Genomic DNA, 17,490 nt, shown 5'->3' with positions numbered 1-17,490 from the left:
GGTGTCCCTCGTGGTCGTGGTCGCCCAGACTGGCGGGCCCGTTGTACTGCGACCCGACGAAGTCGATCGTGTAGCGGCCCGCGGCCAGGCGCTGCCACAACCCGATCCGGTAGCCGCCGGGCACCTGTGTGCCCTCGGTGATCGAGTCGCCCAGCGGCATCACCCGCACCCCGCCGTTGGACTCGGCGCGGGCGACGGCGGGCGCGATCGCCAGGACGGTCACGGTCAGAAGCGCGGTGGTCAGCCGGCGTCCCCACCGGCTCCATCCGCGCCGATTTGTGAGCGTTAACATCGCTGGTTGGTCAACCCTTTCGATGACAGTGAGGTAGGTGGGCGGGTCCCCGCCGTGGCCGACCCGCACGTCGCACGGGATCGGGCTCCGGTAGCGCTCGGCGGCACTCTTGTTAGCGCTAACATCGGTGCAACGACTCGTTCGCTCCTCTCCTCGGGATGACCGGGGGTGGTGGTGCGCCGGAGCAAATACGACGCGAGGAGCGCCCGTCAAGCTCGAGGTCGCGCACTGTTCCACCCTTCCGCCCGGCCTACGCGTCTCAACTGCCGGGATGGGACGCGAACGCGCCGCCGGGGGGAGGCGCGGTGATGAAACGTTCATCGGAACCCGTGCCACGACGGCCGACGTCAGGAGCGGCCGGAAAATTACATCGGCATGTCAATGGCATCGATGCAGCATGTAGGCATCTCGAGGCTCCGCGGGAATCGAAACGTTCTGGCAACGCTCTTGACACGTTTCGGGATGATTTCCAGACTGACTCCCCGAGGCGGCTCCTCCTGCCGGGGTCGGTGGTGAGCGGCAGGGGCCGCAGTTTCGACGCGGCGACGGACCGCGTGCTGTTTTCACGGGCGTCTATCCGCGTTCCCTCATTGATTTCGCAGTGGAGGCTCAGGCATGGGCGAAAACCCCTTATCCGCCGGCGGAGGACGGCGACCGCTCGTCGGCACCCGCCGGCTGCTGGTCGTCGGCGCCCTCGGCGCACTTGGCACGGTCACCGCACTCGCGGCGTCCGTCCCCGCCGGCGCCGCCGCCGGCACGCTGGGCGCGGCCGCCGCCCAGAGCGGCCGCTACTACGGCGCCGCGATCGCCGCCGGTCACATGAACGACTCGACCTACGTGGCCACCTGGGACCGGGAGTTCAACGCCGTCACCCCGGAAAACGAGATGAAGTGGGACGCCACCGAGCCCTCACGCGGCTCGTTCCGCTTCACCTCCGCCGACCAGATCGTCAGCCACGCCCAGAGCAAGGGCATGAAGATCCGCGGGCACACGCTGGTCTGGCACCAGCAGCTGCCCAGCTGGGTCAGCGGCCTGTCCACCAGCGACCTGCGCTCGGCGATGGTCAACCACATCAACAACGTGATGGGCCACTACAAGGGCAAGATCTACGCCTGGGACGTGGTCAACGAGGCCTTCGCCGACGGCGGCGCGGTCGGCACCCTGCGCAGCTCGGTCTGGACGCAGAAACTCGGCAACGGCTTCATCGAGGAGGCCTTCCGCGCCGCGCGGGCGGCCGACCCGAACGCCAAGCTCTGCTACAACGACTACAACATCGACAACGCCACGGCCGCCAAGACCCAAGGCGTCTACAACATGGTCAAGGACTTCAAGGCGCGCGGCGTGCCGATCGACTGCGTCGGGCTGCAGTCGCACCTGTCGTCGGGGTCGGTGCCCTCCAACTACCAGCAGAACATCGCCCAGTTCGCCGCGCTCGGCGTCGACGTCCAGATCACCGAGCTCGACATCGGCGGCTCGGGCTCCGGCCAGGCCGACGCCTACCGCCGCGTCACCCAGGCATGTACGGCCGTGCCCCGCTGCACCGGCATCACCGTGTGGGGCATCACCGACAAGTACTCCTGGCGCAGCGGCGACACCCCGCTGCTGTTCGACGGCAACTACAACAAGAAGCAGGCGTACACGGCCGTCCTCGACGCTCTCAACGCCGCGACCCCGAACACGAGCCCGTCTCCGAACACGAGCCCGTCTCCGAACACGAGCCCGAACACCAGTCCGTCCCCGCGTACCAGCCCGTCCTCGACGCCGTCTCCGGTGACCGGGGCGTGCTCGGCGACGATCGAGACGACCAACAGCTGGCCGGGCGGGTTCCAGTCGACGGTGACCGTACGGGCGGGCAGCGCGGCGGTCAACGGCTGGACCGTGAAGTGGACCTGGCCGAGCGGGCAGAGCATCAGCAGCCTGTGGAACGGCACGCAGAGCGTGTCCGGGTCCTCCGTGACGGTCCGCAACGCGGACTACAACGGCTCGATCGCGGCCGGGGGGTCCACCACCTTCGGCTTCACCGCCAACGGTAGCGCGGCCACGCCGTCCGTCACCTGCACCAGCCCCTGACGGCCTGTACCAGGGCCGCGACCCCAGCTCCGGCACCTCCGGTGCGGCGTACCCCGTCGCGCCGGAGGTTCGCCTTCAGCGCTTCGGAGGAGCGGTGCTCTCGCGTACGACGAGGGTCGTGGCGAACTCCTTGCGGTGATGGGGGAGGGGCTCGCCCTTGGCGAGCGTCACCAGCATGGCGGCCGCCGCCCCCGCCATCTCGGTCAGCGGCTGGTGGATCGTGGTCAGCGGCGGAATCGCCCACCGCATCGGCGGCATGTCGTCGAAGCCGACGACGCTGAGGTCCTCAGGGATGCGCAGCCCCATCTGGTGGGCCGCGTGGTAGACCCCGATGGCCTGGCCGTCGTTGGAGGCGAAGACGGCCGTGGGCGGGTCGGACAGACGCAGCAGCCGGTGGGTGTGCGTCAGGCCGTCCTCGATCTGGTAGTCGCCCTGGCAGATCAGGTCCGGGTCGACGGGCACCCCGGCCGTGTCGAGCGCGGCGCGGTAGCCGTCCAGACGCGCCCGGCTGGACAGCGCGTGCGACGGCCCGGTGATGATGGCGATCCGCCGGTGGCCCAGATCAAGCAGGTGGCGGGTGGCGGTCAGCCCGCCGTTCCAGTTGCCCGCGCCCACCGAGGGGACGCGGTGTCCCGGGTCGCCGGTCGGGTCGAGGAGGACGAGGGGGATCTTGTGAGTGGCGAGCCGCTCACGCTGGACGTCGGTCAGGCTGGAGAAGACCGCGATGACGCCGGCGGGGCGGCGGCCGAGCACGTCTTCGAGCCAGTCGGCGCCGGGGACGTGGTTGCCCTGTAACTCGGAGATCGCCACGGCCATGTGATGCTCGCGCGCGACCTGTCCCACCCCCCGGGCGATCTCCGTCGGGTAGTCGCCCGCCAGTTCGTGGAAGACCAGCTCCAGCACGGCGGCGGGGCTGGAGCGCCGCCGCTGCCTGCGGAAGCCGTGCTCGCGGATGAGGCCCTCGATGAGGGCACGCGTCTCCGGCGCCACCGCGGACCTGCCGTTCACCACCTTGGAGACCGTCGCCTTCGACACTCCCGCGAGTTCGGCGAGCTGTGCGAGGGTCAGCGGTTCTGGGTCGGATGCGGGCGGCTCGTCGACAACGGTCACAAGGCGCAGTCTAACGTCGAGTCGCGGGTAAAACTCTGAATGTTTCGGTGATCGGCCGAATAATTTCAGTCGGCGCCCGAGTTCGTCCTGATGTCGCCCCCGAAAGGTTTCGGAAACCGGTTTATCCGGCGAGTGTCGGCGCACCGAGCGCGGTGAGGGACCCGAGGCGCTCGGCGTCCTCGCTGCCGGGCTCGGCCGTGTAGACCATGATGCGCAGGTCGCCGCCCGTCACGGTGAGCACGTCGCAGTCCAGTGTCAGGGGACCGACGTCCGGATGGTCGATGGTCTTGCGCCCGGCCTCGTGCCGGTCGACGGCACCGGAATCCCACAGCTCGGCGAACCGCTCGCTGTTCGCGCGCAGATCCGCGACCAGCCGCCGCAGCCGCTGGTCGGCGGGGTAGCGGTCGGCGGTCGCGCGCAGGTCGGCGACCAGGGCCGCCTCGAACGCCCGCAGGGACTCCGGAGTGTGCCGGGTCCGGCTCCCGGGGCCGAGGAAGTGCCGCCACACCGCGTTGCGCTGGTCACCGCGCCACTCCGACGGGTCGCCCATCAACGCGGCGTACGGCGGGTTGGCCAGAAGCAGCGTCCAGCACGCGTCGAAGACCGCGGCGGGGGTGCCGGCCAGCCGGTCCAGCAGCCGCCGGACGCTCGGCGTGATGTGTGCCGGCACCGTCTCCGGGCCCGGCGGTGCCAGCCCGGCCAGCCGGAACAGATGCGCGCGCTCGGTGCCCGACAGCCGCAGGGCCCGGGCGAGGGCCTCGACGACCTGGGCCGACGGGTGGGACGCACGGCCCTGTTCGAGCCGGGTGACGTAGTCGACGGAGATCCCGGCCAGCAGGGCCAGCTCCTCACGGCGCAGTCCGGCCGCGCGCCGCTGTCCGGCCGCGGGCAGTCCGGCGGTCTCGGGCGCGACCCGGTCGCGCCAGCGGCGTACCGCCTCGCCGAACGCTCCGGTCATTCCTCCCGTCGCCATGCACACCAGTGTGCACCCGAGCGCTTCCAGGACCGGCCGGTAGGTTCACGACGTATCCGCACATCGAAGACCCCGAGGCCCTCTTGCGTCTCCTGGCCGGCTCTGCACCATGTGCGTATGAGAGAGCATGAGGAACCCGGCTGCGTCTTCTGCGCGATTCTCCGCGGTGAGGCCGAGGCGAGCATCCCCTACGCGGACGACCGCGTGATGGTGATCATGACCATCGGGGCGGTGACGCCCGGCCACCTTCTCGTGATTCCCCGGGTTCACGCCGTCGGCCTGGAAGACCTGGACGAGGAGACGAGCACACACGTCTGGAGGACCGGCCACCGCATGGGGCGGGCTCTGCGGCGCTCGGGCCTTCGATGCGAGGGCGTGAACATCTTCCTGGCGGACGGCAAGGCCGCCTTCCAGGAGGTCTTCCATCTCCACCTGCATGTGTTTCCCCGGTTCAAGGAGGATGGCTTCCGGATAGAGGCCGACTGGGGCACCAGGGACCGAGGCCTGCTCGACCGGGACGCCGAAGCGGTGCGATCCGGCCTGGCGGCCCTGGGATCTCCGGACTGACGACGGACGTGAACTCTGGCCCGAGTCACCGGCGCCGGTCGAGGTCCTCGAACAGGGCCGCCGCCCGTACGGCGGTGTCCTGAGCCCGGCGCCCGGTGCTGAGCAGCGCGAGGGTCAGGATGCCGGCGCCGAGTCCGAGCACCAGCCACCACACGCCGTGCTCCGCGCTGGTGTAGGCCGTGCCGCCGCGGGCCACGGCCGATCCCAGGAGCGTTCCGGCGATCGCGACGCCCAGGGTGGTGCCGGTCTGCCGGCCGGCCGAGGCCAGCGAGGCCGCCACGCCGGCCATCGAGCGGGGCATGCCGGAGACCGCCGTGTTGGTGATCGGCGGGTTGACGGTGCCCAGGAAGACGCCGAACAGCAGATAGGTCGCGAGCACCGCCGGCAGCGGGGTGGCCGGTCCGAGCCAGAGTGACGCGCCGCCGCCCAGCGCCAGCGCGCTCCCGGCGACCACCAGCGGCAGCCGGGGACCGCGGGTGCCGACCAGCCGGCCGGTGAGCGGGGAGAGCAGCAAGACCAGCGCGCCGACCGGGAGCAGGCACAGCCCGGCCGCCAGCGCCGGCATGCCGCGCACGTCCTGGAGATACTGGGTGGTCACGAACAGGAACGCCCCGAACCCGCACAGGGCGAACAGCGCCATCAGGATCGCGGCGCCGAACGGCACGCTGCGAAACAGGCGCAGCTCCAGCAGCGGGTCGGCGCGGCGCGGCTCGTAGGTGAGGATGCCCAGCACGGCGACTACGGCGACGGCGAGCAGGCCGAGGATGACCGGCGAGGTCCAGCCCATCGCCCTGGACTCGATGACCGCGTAGACGACGCCGCCCAGCAGCAGGATCATCAGGGCCTGTCCCACCGGGTCGAACCGGCGCGCCCTCGCGGCGCGGGACTCGGGCACGAACAACGCGGTGCACACGATCGCGGCGGCCGCGATCGGCACATTGATCCAGAAGACCGAGCGCCAGCCGAAGCCGTCGACCAGGGCGCCGCCGAGGATCGGGCCCAGTGCCAGTGCCAGGCCGCTCATGGAGCCGAACACGCCGATGGCCCTGGCCCGCTCGGCCGGTTCGGGGAAGGTGTTGGCGACGATCGCCATCGCCACAGGGTTGAGCATCGTGCCGCCGACGGCCTGCAGCGCACGCGCCGCGATCAGCCAGCCGGTGCTGGGCGCCAGGCCACAGAGCAGCGAGCCGAGCCCGAAGGCGGCCAGGCCGATCTGGAAGACGCGCCGGCGGCCCACCCGGTCGGCCGTGGACCCGGCCAGCACCAGGAAACCGGCCAGCACCAGCGTGTACGCGTCGATCGTCCACTGCAGGCCGGACACCGAGGCGTTCAGGTCGCGGCGGATCGCCGGCAGCGCGACGTTGACGATGGAGATGTCCATCACCACGACGACGATGCTGGCGCAGCAGATGGCGAGCACCAGGAACCGGCGGCGCCGGCTGAGCTCGCCCACGTCGGGCCGTAGCGGCCCGCGTTCGCCGGCTGTGGTTTCCGGCGGGATTGAAGCAGTCATGACCGCGACGCTAGGAATTCGAGCGCGCTCGAGGTCAAGCACAGCGGCGGGCCGTGGCCGGTTCCGGCATGATGGCGTGCATGGCTTCGGAATCCAGGCATATCAGCGTGTGGATCGACCGGCACGCGGCCGACGTCTACGAATACGCGTCGAACCCGGCCAACCTCCCGGAATGGGCTCCGGGGCTCGGCAACTCGGTGGAGAACGTCGACGGACAGTGGTACGTGGAGACCCCCTCGGGCCGGGTCGGCCTGGCCTTCGCGGAGCGAAACGAGTACGGCGTTCTCGACCACGACGTCACGCTGCCCTCCGGGCAGGTCGTCTACAACCCGATGCGGGTCATTCCCGACGGCGACGCCTGCGAGGTGGTCTTCACCCTGCGCCGCCTTCCGGGTGTGAACGACGAGGACTTCGCCCGCGACGCCGGCCTCGTCCAGGCCGACCTCACCCGGTTGAAGCACAAACTGGAATCCGCCGCTCAAGCACAGTAATCCCGCTTTCCTGGTGACGTGACGGAACCGGCGAGGCGGCGAAGGGCATTTCCTTGCGCCTTCCGCTCGATCGGGATTCATTTCGTAGCATGCGCAGTCGCTTGAGAAAGCTCGTAGGCCTGACCGGTTCCGCGGGCGGGTCTCTGACGCGAAATCGCGAATTCCGCCTGCTGTGGCTCAGCTTCACGATGTCGGTGGCGGCCGACCAGATCTTCCCGGTCACGGTCACCATCGCGGCCCTCAACGCGGGTGGCACCGCTTCGACCGTCGGCGCGATCTTCACCTGCCGGTGGATCGCGTTGATCGTGTTCGCGTTGCTCGGCGGGTTGTGGGCGGACCGGCTGCCACGCCGTACGGTGATGGTCGCCTCACTGGGTTTCCAATCCTGCGTGGCCGCCGTCGGGTTGTGCGGCACCGCCTCCCCGTGGCTTCTCGCGCTCCTGGTCTTCCTCGTCGGAGGGGCGGAGGCGTTCCACCGGCCCGCCTACCAGGCCTGCCTGTCCTCGGTCCTCACCCCCGCCCAGCGTCCGGCCGGCGCCGCGCTGACGGCTGTCTCCTGGCGGCTCGGCGCCGTGATCGGGCCCGGTCTCGGCGCGTACGTGGTGACGGCGTGGTCCGCCAGGATCGGATTCCTCGCCGTGCTGACGGCCTATCTGCTCGGTCTCGCCCTTCTCCTGCCGTTGCGCGAACCCGTCGTCACGCCGGGGCGGCGGGCGTCGGCCGTACGGGAGATCGCCGACGGCCTCTCGGAGGTCGTCCGGCGGCGGTGGGTCCTGGGGGTCATCGTCGCCGTCGCGCTCCAGCAGATGCTCACGATCGCGCCGGCGCAGGTCCTGCTGCCACTCGTCTCCCGCGAGACCTTCGGCGGCGACGCCGTGTACGGAACCGCCCTCGCCCTTCTGTCGGTCGGCGGCCTGGCGGGCGGGCTCGTCAGCATGAGATGGAAGCCCGGCCGGCCGGGGCTGGCCGCCATCACCGGGCTCGCTCTCTACGGCGTCGTGCCGTTCGCGCTCGCGTGGCCGGTGTCGCCGGGATTCGTGTACGCGTGCTACGTCACGGCGGGCCTGGGGCTGGAGATCTTCGCCGTGCAGTGGGTGGTGAACCTCCAGAGGGAGATCCCTCCGGAGCGGCTCGCCCGGGTCACCTCCGTGGACTGGCTGGCCGCCTCGGTCATGACGCCTCTCGGCCTGACGCTCACCGGTCCGGCCGGCGCTGCGATCGGCCGCCCGGTGCTTCTGGCGATCGGCGCGGCGGCCGGATTCGCCGTGCCGCTGGCCACTCTTCTCCTGCGCGGGATGACACGCTTCCAGAGCGACGTCACGGCGCCCGGCGAGAACAGCACTCCCGAGGCGGCCACGCTGAATTACGGTCATAGCCCATGAGGGTCCTCATCGTGGGCGGCAGCGGCTTTCTCGGCAACGAACTCGTGCGGCAGTCCGCGGCGGAGGGCCATGTCGTGGCCGCGACCTGTCTGACTCGCCCGGGAACGGCAGCGGGAGTCGACTGGCTGCGGCTCGATGTTCGTGACCGTGCTGCCGTAGTCGACCTGATCGGCGCCTTCAGCCCTGACGTGGTCGTCAACGCGGCCTTCCGTCAATCGGACTGGGTGACGACGGCCGTCGGCGCCGCCCACGTGGCGATCGCAACCGCCGGGAAAGGCGGACGCCGAGGCGGCTGTACAGGCGATGCGCGGTGCGCGGGAGTTCGTGAGATAGCCGCTACGCGTATCAGTCGCCCCCCAGCGGCGGGGACGACACCGTCGCGACAAACGAGCGAGGAGTTCGGCTTGATGCGGTGACACATATCGCCGAGGGCGGGTTTTTCGTCACGGCGGCCGTCATCGCCGAGACAGTGCGACCAGCAGGGGGAGGGGAGCACAGAATTCTGTGGACTCCCCGCGATCCGCGCGCGGCGGCCCCGCCACAGCCTGGAAACAGGCCTCTGATCGGCCGGAATCGGGCCGTGGATTCAGGTTCCGATGCTGGAGTTTCGGGGCCGACGCGACGGTTCAGGCGAGGATCTCGACGTACCCGTCGGTTCCATGGACGCGGATCCGCTGCCTGTCCCGGATCAGCCGGGTGGCCTGCTCCACACCCACGACGGCCGGCAGGCCGTACTCCCGCGCGATCACCGCGCCGTGCGTCATAAGGCCGCCTACCTCCGTCACCAGTCCGGCGACGGAGACGAACAGGGGGGTCCAGCTGGGGTCGGTGTAGGCGGTGACCAGGATGTCGCCCGCCTCAAGGTCGGCCTGAGCCATGTCCAGGACGACACGGGCACGGCCCTCGACGGTCCCGGCCGAGACAGGGAGGCCTGTCAGTGCGCCGGGTGGGGCGTCGTCACGCCGATACCGGCCGGTGATGGCCTCGCCGTCCGACGTGAGGACCCGGGGCGGTGTGAGCGCCTCGTACGACCGGAACGCCTCCCGCCTTTCCCGGATGAGTTCGGCGTCCACGTCGTCGGTGCGCACGACTTCCCGCAACTCCTCGAGCCGGAGGAAGAAGATGTCTTCCTTCTCGCGCAGGATGCCGGACCGCACGAGGCGATCGGCTTCCCGCAGCAACGCCTGCTTGTAGACGAAGTAGCGGCTGACCATGCCGTACTTGGGGTACTCCCGGTATCCGGCGAAGGTGCGGACGCGGTCGATCATCCGCTTGGTCTCCTCGGCCCTCTGCTCCCCGTCGGGCAGGGCGCGCAAGCGCGTCAGCAGTTCCTGCTCTTTCCGTCGAGACTCCTGGAGTCCTTGCTCGAAGCGTCGCTTGCCGGCGCCCGGCTCGAAGTTCTTGATGTTGCCGAGGATGGTGGGCACGAGCATGGCGGGCTGCTCGCTCCAGCGCGTTCTGGTGATGTCGATCTCGCCCGCGCAGCGCATGCCGTACTGGTCGAGGTAGCCCCGGATGGCGTCACACGCTTCCCGTCCGCCGGCCAGCCCGGCCAGCTCGTCGAGGAAGTCGTCGCCCTCCCGGCCTTCGTCCACGACCCGCTGCAAGAACGCCACGACCTCCGCGTGGGGTCGGATCGTGTCCGCCACGTCGAGGAGCGCGAGCCCCATCTCCGACGTGACGTTGTGGGGGACGGATTGCGTGAGCGCGTCGGCCGCGTTCTTCTCGCCCAGCCAAGTTCCGAGGTGGTCGTTGAGCCACCAGGCCGCCTCCATCCCGGCCATGATCACCTGCGAGCTCCGCGGATCGAACAGGATGCGCTTCAGCTCCGCGATGTCGGCCAGGATGAAGTCGAGCAGCGCCGGCCCGGACAGCCCCTGGATCTCGCGCCGCAGGGTGGCGACGGACGCCTCACTCTGCCGGATCAGCTGGGTGACGACGGCCGGATCGGTCTCGATCGGGGCGGGTGGGTCACCGGCGGGTGCGGCGCCAGATCTTCTCCCTTCGTCCGGAAGCGATCGGACAAAACCGCGGTCGAGGACGGTCTGTAGCGCGTCCAGTATCAGCGGGTCGGCCTTTCCCAGCATCCCGAGGAAGCTCGCGCGACCCCCGGGTGTCGCCAGGATGGGGGCTACGTCCACGAACAACCGTCCGCCCGCCTCGTGCATCGGTCGTGGGGTCGTCAGCTGCCAGAAGGAGAGTCCCAGCGGCTTCATCGCGTCGGTCATCATCTGCTGGTGACCGACGGAGATGTAGACGTGGTTCTCCTGGTCATCGGTCGGCGGGACGGGGAACAGGGTGGTGATCGCCCGGCTCTGGACGATGTGGAAGTCGTCGCCTGCCAGGCACCATTCGATGTCCTGGGGCCGGCCGAAGTGTGCTTCGATTCGCCGGCCCAGCCGCACCAGGCGCACGACCTGCGCGTCCGTCAGGGCCGGCTGCGTCTGCCGCCGCTGCTCGACGGGGGCGTCCTGGGTGCCTCCTCCCGGTGAGGCCTGGACGAACCGCGCCTTGGTGGCGACCGCTCTGGTGATGACCTGGTCGTCGCGCACCGTGTAGACGTCACCGGAGACCAGACCGGAGACAAGCGCCTCGCCGAGCCCCCAACCGGCCTCCACGGTGGCGATCTTCCGGTTCGAGGTCACGGGGTCCGCGGTGAACAGGATCCCGGCCGCGTCGGGGAACACCATCCGCTGTACGACCACGGCCATCCGCACCTTCCGGTGGTCGAAGCCGTTACGGCGCCGGTAGGTCACCGCCCGCTCGGTGAACAGCGAGGCCCAGCACCTCCGGACGTGCCGAAGGATCTCCGCCAGGCCCACGATGTTCAGGTACGAGTCCTGCTGGCCGGCGAAGGACGCGGTCGGCAGGTCCTCGGCGGTCGCGCTGGAACGCACCGCGTAGGAGGCGTGCTCCCCGAGCCGGGCCAGCGATTCGCCGATCGCCGCCACGAGATCGTCGGGCAGCGCGACGCCTTCGACGGCGCGGCGGATATCCGCGCTCAGGGTGCGGATCGCCGCGCGGTCGTCCGGTTCCACCCGCGACAACAGGTCAAGCTGGGCGTCGATCGACGGCACGTCGGCCACGACCCGCTGGAAGGCGTCCGTCGTGACGCAGAAGCCGTCCGGCACGCGGATGCCGTCGATTCGCGAGAGCTCGCCCAGGTGGACCCCCTTTCCGCCGACGTCTGCGAGATTCGTCGAGTCGATGTGCTCGAAACCCATCACGTAGCGCAATTCGCTTGCTCCATCGTTCGTCGGGTCGGTTCGCAACGGGCAAGTATGCGGCACTTTCCGACGCCTCATGAGGCGCGCGGATCTGCTATAAAGTGAAACTGGAGGGGTCCTGGTTTATCCGGTTGTCCGGCCGGCCTGCGGTTCGCGATGCTCTGCGGAATGAACGTCCCGTACCGGCAGATCCGTGCCGCGTTCACCGACGAAGCCATCACCGTCTACCAGGCCTACGACCCGGCCATCGCGGCCCCTGCCGTCGCCGCGCAACGATTCGTCTCACCCTTCAAGCGTGAACGAATGACCTGGATCAAACCGTCCTTCCTGTGGATGATGTATCGCTGCGGCTGGGCCACCAAGCCTGGTCAGACCAGGGTCCTGGCCGTCGGCATCACGCGAGAGGGATTCGAATGGGCGCTTGAGCGCTCCTGCCTCAGCCATCCGGGCGACGGCGAAGACCACGAGGCGTGGAAGAGACGCCTCCACGGAAGTCCGGTTCGGATCCAGTGGGATCCCGAACGGGACCCGCACCACAATCCACTGCCGTACCGGTCGATCCAGGTGGGCCTGTCCGGCGAAGCCGTCGCCCGATACCTCGATCAGTGGGTCCTGTCGATCACCGACCTGACCGGCCAGGTCCGCGACATCCGGCAGGCGCTCCGTGATGGCCGGGACCCCACGGGCATGCTTCCCGTGGAACGCCCGTATCCCCTATCCGCAGAGCTCGCCCAGGCCATCGGTGCCACGATCCCGTGACGACACCGGAGCCGGTGAAACCGCCAGGTCAGAGGTGAAACCGGCGTGAAGCCGCGATGAAGCCGGCCACGCGGAAGCTCTTCTCGGACGCCGGGAGGTACCCGGCGGAGAGAGGAGACGCGTCATGGCGGACCTCAGTGCCGTCCGGGCCGACAGTCTGGTCAAGAACTTCGGGGACTTCCGGGCCGTGGACGGCATCGACCTTCACGTACGGCAAGGCGAGATCTTCGGGGTCCTGGGCCCGAACGGAGCGGGTAAGACCACGATGCTCCGGATGCTCGCGACCCTGCTCCCGATCGACGGCGGCCATGCGGAGATCTTCGGCGTCGACGTCCGGCGGGAACCCCACCGCATCCGGCAGCTGGTAGGCGTCACCGGCCAGTACGCCTCGGTGGACGAGGACCTGACCGCCCGGGAGAACCTCTGGCTGTTCGCCCGCCTGCAGGGCCTGACGAGCACCCGAGCCAAGAGCATCGCCGGTGACCTGCTCGAACGCTTCGACCTCCAGGAGGCGGCCGAGCGTCCCCTGTCCCAGTTCAGCGGCGGCATGCGCCGCCGCCTGGACCTGGCGTCGAGCCTGATCACCCGCCCACCCCTGATCTTCCTGGACGAGCCCACGACCGGCCTCGACCCGAGAACCCGAGGCCAGATGTGGGACACCATCCGCGAGCTGGTCACCGACGGCTCCACGATCCTCCTGACCACCCAATACCTGGACGAGGCCGACCAACTGGCCGATCGCATCGCCGTGATCGACCGAGGCCGGAAGGTCGCCGAGGACATCCCCGACGCCCTGAAGACCCAGGTCGGCGACTCGACCCTGCAGCTCAGACTCGCGGACGGCTCCGACACCGCCCTGGCCGCGGACGTCGTACGCCGGCTGCTGGGTGAGGAGCCGGTCCTGACCCCGGAATCAGGACGAATGAACATCCCCCTTCCCGACCCCGACCGGGCCGCGGACGTCCTGATCGGCCTGCGAGAGGCAGGCCTCGGCATCTCCTCGGTGAGCGTCGCCAAGCCGACGCTGGACGAGGTCTTCCTGGCGCTGACCGGCCACGGCGCCGACGACGAATCCCAGATGAAGCCCCAGATGGAGGCGGCCCGATGACCACGAGCACCCTAACCCCGGCCTCCCGCGGCTCCCAGCGCGTCGACCCGTCCGCCGTGGTCGCCCGCACCACGTCCCGCAGCTCGCTGCAGGCAACCTGGGTCCAGATCCTGGCGATGGCATGGCGAGCCCTGAAGAAGATGCGCCGCAAGCCAGAGCAGTTCTTCGACGTCCTCATCCAGCCCTTGCTGTTCACGGCCATGTTCGCGTTCATCTTCGGAGGCGCGATCTCCGGCAGCGTGTCGAACTACCTCCCGGTGCTGATCCCCGGCATCCTCGCCCAGACGGCCCTGACCGTATGCATGGCGACAGGCGTGCAGTTGCGCGAGGACATGGACAAGGGGGTCTTCGACCGCTTCAAGTCCCTCCCGATCGCGAGGATCGCTCCCCTGGCCGGCCCGATGATCGCCGATCTGATCCGTTATGGCATCGCGTCGGTGCTGACGCTCGTCACCGGCCTGGTCATCGGTTACCGCCCCGGCGGCGGCGTGCTCGGCTGCATCGGCGGCGTCGCACTCACCGTGTTCGCGGGCTGGTCGCTGGCGTGGATCTTCACCTGGCTGGGCACGATGGCGCGTACGGCGCAGAGCGTCCAGGGGATCTCGATGATGATCATGTTCCCGCTCACCTTCCTGTCCAACGCCTTCGTCCCCGCCGAGACGCTACCCGGCTGGCTGGAGGCGTTCGTGAAGGTCAACCCGGTGTCACACGTCGTCTCCGCGGTGCGCGACCTGTTCAACGACGGGGCCGTGACGGCCGAGGTCGGCTGGGCGGTCATCGGCTGCGTGGTCGTCGTCGTGATCTTCGCTCCACTGGCGGTCCGCTCGTACTCCCGCAAGATGTAGCGGGTGTCAGAGCACCCGCTCCAGGACGTTACGGGCCTCGGCCAGCAGGTCGGGGCCGCGTCGTTCGCCGTATTCGGCCTCGATACGGGACATGACGCCGGGGGCGATCCGTTCGGCGTGCGCGGACAGCACCGACCACCGCATCGTCGGGACGAACCGGTTGTAGGCGAACCGGTTGGCGAGCACGAGCAGCCGGATCGCCTCCTCGGCGGGCAGCGCCCCCTTGCGCAGGCCCCAGATGCCCATCGCGGCGAGCACCATCCCCACCAGCGGGTAGTCCCTGAAGGCGCTGTCCGAATCGAACGCGATCAGAACCTTGGCCCGCAGCGACTCGAAGAGGTCCGCGCCGTCGTCGCCCCCGCCGTACTCCGCGAACGCCGAGACCGCGACGACCTCGCCGACGATGGCCCACATCGTGGAACCGCCCGGCGCGCCCGGCATGCGCAGGTTCCGGAGCACCTCGGCCGTCTCGCGGTGCCGCCGCAGTCCCTCGGCGATGTCGCCGTCGACGAGGGCCAACTGGGCTCTGCCGGCGGCGACCGCCAGGACCTCGCCGTAGGTCCCCTGGGAGGCGAGCGTCTCCAGGTCGTCGAGCATCCTCGCGGCCTCGTCGCGACGGCCCTCGGCGAGCGCCGCCATGGCGAGGGTGGCGCGGATCTGGACGGCGTCTTCCACCGCCCCGAGGCGTTCGAGCACGGGGAGCGCCTCGGTGGCATGCCGGGAGGCCGACGCGGAGTCATCGAGGTGCGCGTAGAGGCCGGCGAGCTGGGTGTGCAGCACCGCCCGGTGCCACGGACCGCCGTCGTCGCCGACGAGTTCGAGGGCGGCCCGGGCCGCTTCGATGGCGCCGACCGGGTCGCCGATGTTCTCCAGGCCGTGGCTCAGCCAGTGCAGCGCGATCCGGCGAGTCAGTGGGTCGGGATCGGCGGCCAGCTCTTCCAGGCCGCTCTCGCGTTCCGACACCATGATGAGCAGCGCGGTCACCAGCGCCCGTACGGCCGGGTTCGCCGAGTCGGCGCCCAGCCCGGACAGCAGCCGCGTCAGTGTCCCGGTCTCTTCGAGGGAGATGACGCTGGTGGTGAACAGCGCGATGCTCAGGGCCAGCCGGGTCCGGTCGAGGAGCCGGGGCGGAGGCGCCCAGTCGCTCAGGGCGGCGGCGACGGCCGGAGTGAGGACGACGGTGCGCGTGTGGTCCCCGCAGATCGTCCAGTAGGCGCCCAGAGCGGAGAACAGCACCACGACCGTCTCCGGGTCGGGGTCGGCGAGGGCCTCGCGCAGGATGTCGGCGAGGTTCGTCTCCTCAGAACGCAGCCGGTCCACCGCGTCGACCTGCTCCGGCGAGTACAGCTGGCCGCCGTGCCGGTGGGCGTGGCCGACGGCCCAGGCCCGTACGGCCGCCCGCGCGTCGGCGGTCTCACCGGCCGCTTCCAGCCGCATACGGCCGAACTCGCGCACCGTCTCGAGCATGCGATACCGGACGCCGTCGGCTGTCTCCACGACGGTGAGCAGGGACTGCTCCACGAGCTCCTCGACGTCGCCGAGAGCGCCGTCGCCGAGCACCTCCTCCGCCGCCTCCAGGGTGAAGCCGTCCGGGAAGGCCGAGAGGCGGCGGAGGGCCCGGCGCTCCCGCTCGCCGAGAAGGTTCCAGGACCAGTCGATCACCGCCAGCAGCGTCTGGTGCCGGAAGGGGGCGCTCCGATCGCCGCCGCGCAGCAGCGCGAACCTGTCCTCCAGCCGCCGGGCGATCTCGGCCGGTGACATCACCCTCACCTTGGCGGCGGCCAGTTCGATCGCGAGCGGCAGGCCGTCCAAGCGGGTAACGACGGCGCGTACGTCACCCTCGTCGAGGTGCACACCGGGCCGGGCCGCGGTCGCGCGGTCGCGGAACAGCTCGACGGCGTCACCGGTTCCCAGCTGGGGCAGCGGATAGACGCGTTCGGCGGCGATCGCCAGCGGCGAGCGGGTCGTGGTGAGGACGCGCAGCTCCCGTGTGGTCGCGGTCATATAGGCGACCAGGTCGGCGACCGCCTCCACCAGATGCTCGCAGTTGTCGAGCACCAGCAGCGTCGGGGCCAGATCGAGCTGCTGGGCGATCCGTGCCCTGATGTCGGCGCGCTGCTGCGGCGTGAGCGTGCGGCGCCCTGTCACCGAGTCGCGGACGCCGAGCGCGGACCCGACCTCGCCGACCAGGTCCTCGGGTGCGGTCACGCCGACCAGCTCGACGAAGTGCACCACCGGCTGTGGGGCCTCGCGGGCGACGGCATGGGCGAGCCGGGTCTTGCCGAGCCCGCCAGGACCGAGGATCGAGACCACCCGTGAGGTGGCGAGCAGCGCCCGCACCCGCCGGAGGTCGTCGTCCCGGCCGAGCAGCGGGGTCGTGTCGAACCGCACGCCGGCGCGTACGGGGCTGTCGAGCGCAAGCAGCTCACGATGGATGCGTCGCAGCTCCGGGCCGACGTCGGCGCCGATCCGGTCGCGCAGGTCCGAGCGGTAGCGCTCGAAGCGGTCCAGCGCGGCGCCCGTTCCGCGCACCGCCGCCTCGCTGTGCAGGAGGTCGGCGAGCAGCCCTTCGTCCTCGGGGTGGATCCGCACGGCCTCCACGAGCTCGGGCAGGGCGAGGCCGTGGTCACCACTCCGGCTACGGGCCCGGGCGAGCACGACCCGCGCGGACGCCAGGTCGCGTTCCGCACGTCGGCGCACCTCGGCCAGCGGGCCGCCGCCCTCGGGCGGCAACGTCCCGATGCCCAGCGCGAGCGCCTCCTCCGCCGCCGCGGCCGCCGCGGCCGGATCCTCGGCGAGCAGCGCCCGTGCGCGGCCCGACAGACCGTGCAGCCGGCCGGCGTCGACCCGGTCGGGCGGAAGCTCGAGCCGGTAGCCGCCCCCATCGGTGACCAGCGCCTCCGACCCCACGACCGACCTGGTCCTGGACACCAGGACCTGCAGCGCCTTCGCCGGATTGGCCGGTTCGCTGTCCCCCCACACTTCCGCGACGAGCTGGTCCGCGTTCACGGTCCGGCAGGCGAGCGCGAGGGCGGCGAGCAGCGCCTGAGCCCTCTCGCCGACCACCGGCTGCCCTCGCCACCGCACACCGTCGAGCAGGCTCAGGTCGATCGGCATGGCGCAAGTCTAGGCTGCGACGAGCATTCCACCCGT

The 17,490-nt window shown here is 70.3% G+C and carries 13 protein-coding genes and 1 pseudogene; 8 read left to right on the top strand and 6 right to left on the bottom strand.

Annotated elements, in window-relative coordinates; translation table 11 throughout:
* Nucleotides 1-223 (bottom strand): annotated as a pseudogene (locus HHX35_RS35515) (SGNH hydrolase); the annotation flags it as partial.
* 684 nt (nt 224-907) lie between these two features.
* Between HHX35_RS35515 and HHX35_RS35510 the strand changes: the two are divergent.
* A complete protein-coding gene (locus tag HHX35_RS35510) occupies nt 908-2,362 on the top strand; it encodes an endo-1,4-beta-xylanase (RefSeq protein WP_182902999.1) in 1,455 nt (484 codons plus the stop codon).
* A gap of 75 nt (nt 2,363-2,437) precedes the next feature.
* Here HHX35_RS35510 and HHX35_RS35505 read toward each other — a convergent pair whose 3' ends face one another.
* Together HHX35_RS35505 and HHX35_RS35500 are read right to left on the bottom strand one after the other, a co-directional pair.
* A complete protein-coding gene (locus HHX35_RS35505) occupies nt 2,438-3,472 on the bottom strand; it encodes a LacI family DNA-binding transcriptional regulator (RefSeq protein ID WP_182902998.1) in 1,035 nt (344 codons plus the stop codon).
* A gap of 121 nt (nt 3,473-3,593) precedes the next feature.
* Complete coding sequence (locus HHX35_RS35500; RefSeq protein ID WP_182902997.1) at nt 3,594-4,445, bottom strand: helix-turn-helix transcriptional regulator; 852 nt, start codon at nt 4,443-4,445, stop codon at nt 3,594-3,596.
* 117 nt (nt 4,446-4,562) lie between these two features.
* Here HHX35_RS35500 and HHX35_RS35495 point away from each other — a divergent pair, with 117 nt between their 5' ends.
* Nucleotides 4,563-5,012, top strand: coding sequence for an HIT family protein (locus HHX35_RS35495; protein WP_182902996.1), 450 nt, complete (start codon nt 4,563-4,565; stop codon nt 5,010-5,012).
* A gap of 25 nt (nt 5,013-5,037) precedes the next feature.
* Here HHX35_RS35495 and HHX35_RS35490 read toward each other — a convergent pair whose 3' ends face one another.
* The gene (locus HHX35_RS35490; RefSeq protein WP_182902995.1) at nt 5,038-6,525 is read right to left on the bottom strand and encodes an MFS transporter; all 1,488 of its coding nucleotides are present in this window, start codon (nt 6,523-6,525) and stop codon (nt 5,038-5,040) included.
* A gap of 80 nt (nt 6,526-6,605) precedes the next feature.
* Between HHX35_RS35490 and HHX35_RS35485 the strand changes: the two genes are divergently transcribed.
* The 3 genes from HHX35_RS35485 (at nt 6,606) to HHX35_RS35475 (ending at nt 8,814) form a co-directional block, all read left to right on the top strand.
* Complete coding sequence (locus HHX35_RS35485) at nt 6,606-7,016, top strand: SRPBCC family protein (RefSeq protein ID WP_220506246.1); 411 nt, start codon at nt 6,606-6,608, stop codon at nt 7,014-7,016.
* 101 nt (nt 7,017-7,117) lie between these two features.
* Nucleotides 7,118-8,398 carry an MFS transporter gene (locus tag HHX35_RS35480; protein WP_182902994.1) on the top strand — a complete coding sequence of 427 codons (1,281 nt, stop codon included), beginning with the start codon at nt 7,118-7,120 and terminating at the stop codon, nt 8,396-8,398.
* A complete protein-coding gene (locus tag HHX35_RS35475; RefSeq protein WP_182902993.1) occupies nt 8,395-8,814 on the top strand; it encodes an NAD-dependent epimerase/dehydratase family protein in 420 nt (139 codons plus the stop codon). Before HHX35_RS35480 ends, HHX35_RS35475 begins: the two co-directional genes overlap by 4 nt.
* A gap of 210 nt (nt 8,815-9,024) precedes the next feature.
* Here the strand turns inward: HHX35_RS35475 and rph are convergent, their stop codons facing one another.
* Complete coding sequence (rph, locus tag HHX35_RS35470) at nt 9,025-11,670, bottom strand: rifamycin-inactivating phosphotransferase (RefSeq protein WP_259405681.1); 2,646 nt, start codon at nt 11,668-11,670, stop codon at nt 9,025-9,027.
* Nucleotides 11,671-11,793: 123 nt separating this feature from the next.
* Here rph and HHX35_RS35465 point away from each other — a divergent pair, with 123 nt between their 5' ends.
* The 3 genes from HHX35_RS35465 to HHX35_RS35455 all read left to right on the top strand — a co-directional run bounded on the left by HHX35_RS35465 (nt 11,794) and on the right by HHX35_RS35455 (nt 14,337).
* Complete coding sequence (locus tag HHX35_RS35465; protein ID WP_182902992.1) at nt 11,794-12,384, top strand: DUF4291 domain-containing protein; 591 nt, start codon at nt 11,794-11,796, stop codon at nt 12,382-12,384.
* Nucleotides 12,385-12,508: 124 nt separating this feature from the next.
* Nucleotides 12,509-13,492, top strand: coding sequence for an ATP-binding cassette domain-containing protein (locus tag HHX35_RS35460; protein ID WP_182902991.1), 984 nt, complete (start codon nt 12,509-12,511; stop codon nt 13,490-13,492).
* Complete coding sequence (locus HHX35_RS35455) at nt 13,489-14,337, top strand: ABC transporter permease (RefSeq protein ID WP_182902990.1); 849 nt, start codon at nt 13,489-13,491, stop codon at nt 14,335-14,337. The genes HHX35_RS35460 and HHX35_RS35455 overlap by 4 nt, the downstream gene beginning before the upstream one ends.
* Nucleotides 14,338-14,343: 6 nt before the next feature.
* Here HHX35_RS35455 and HHX35_RS35450 read toward each other — a convergent pair whose 3' ends face one another.
* Nucleotides 14,344-17,454, bottom strand: a complete 3,111-nt coding sequence (locus HHX35_RS35450) for a BTAD domain-containing putative transcriptional regulator (protein WP_182902989.1) — start codon at nt 17,452-17,454, stop codon at nt 14,344-14,346.
* Nucleotides 17,455-17,490 lie beyond the last annotated feature (36 nt).

The sequence above is a fragment of the Microbispora sp. H10830 genome, assembly GCF_014161375.1.
In the GTDB taxonomy this organism is placed as follows: domain Bacteria; phylum Actinomycetota; class Actinomycetes; order Streptosporangiales; family Streptosporangiaceae; genus Microbispora; species Microbispora catharanthi.
This window is presented reverse-complemented; position numbering and strand designations above follow the sequence as displayed.

Coding starts and splice junctions, on each gene's coding strand:
- HHX35_RS35510 (WP_182902999.1), top strand. CDS start 908: ATGGGCGAAAACCCCTTATCCGCCGGCGGAGGACGGCGACCGCTCGTC.
- HHX35_RS35500 (WP_182902997.1), bottom strand. CDS start 4,445: ATGGCGACGGGAGGAATGACCGGAGCGTTCGGCGAGGCGGTACGCCGC.
- HHX35_RS35495 (WP_182902996.1), top strand. CDS start 4,563: ATGAGAGAGCATGAGGAACCCGGCTGCGTCTTCTGCGCGATTCTCCGC.
- HHX35_RS35490 (WP_182902995.1), bottom strand. CDS start 6,525: ATGACTGCTTCAATCCCGCCGGAAACCACAGCCGGCGAACGCGGGCCG.
- HHX35_RS35485 (WP_220506246.1), top strand. CDS start 6,606: ATGGCTTCGGAATCCAGGCATATCAGCGTGTGGATCGACCGGCACGCG.
- HHX35_RS35475 (WP_182902993.1), top strand. CDS start 8,395: ATGAGGGTCCTCATCGTGGGCGGCAGCGGCTTTCTCGGCAACGAACTC.
- HHX35_RS35465 (WP_182902992.1), top strand. CDS start 11,794: ATGAACGTCCCGTACCGGCAGATCCGTGCCGCGTTCACCGACGAAGCC.
- HHX35_RS35460 (WP_182902991.1), top strand. CDS start 12,509: ATGGCGGACCTCAGTGCCGTCCGGGCCGACAGTCTGGTCAAGAACTTC.
- HHX35_RS35455 (WP_182902990.1), top strand. CDS start 13,489: ATGACCACGAGCACCCTAACCCCGGCCTCCCGCGGCTCCCAGCGCGTC.
- HHX35_RS35450 (WP_182902989.1), bottom strand. CDS start 17,454: ATGCCGATCGACCTGAGCCTGCTCGACGGTGTGCGGTGGCGAGGGCAG.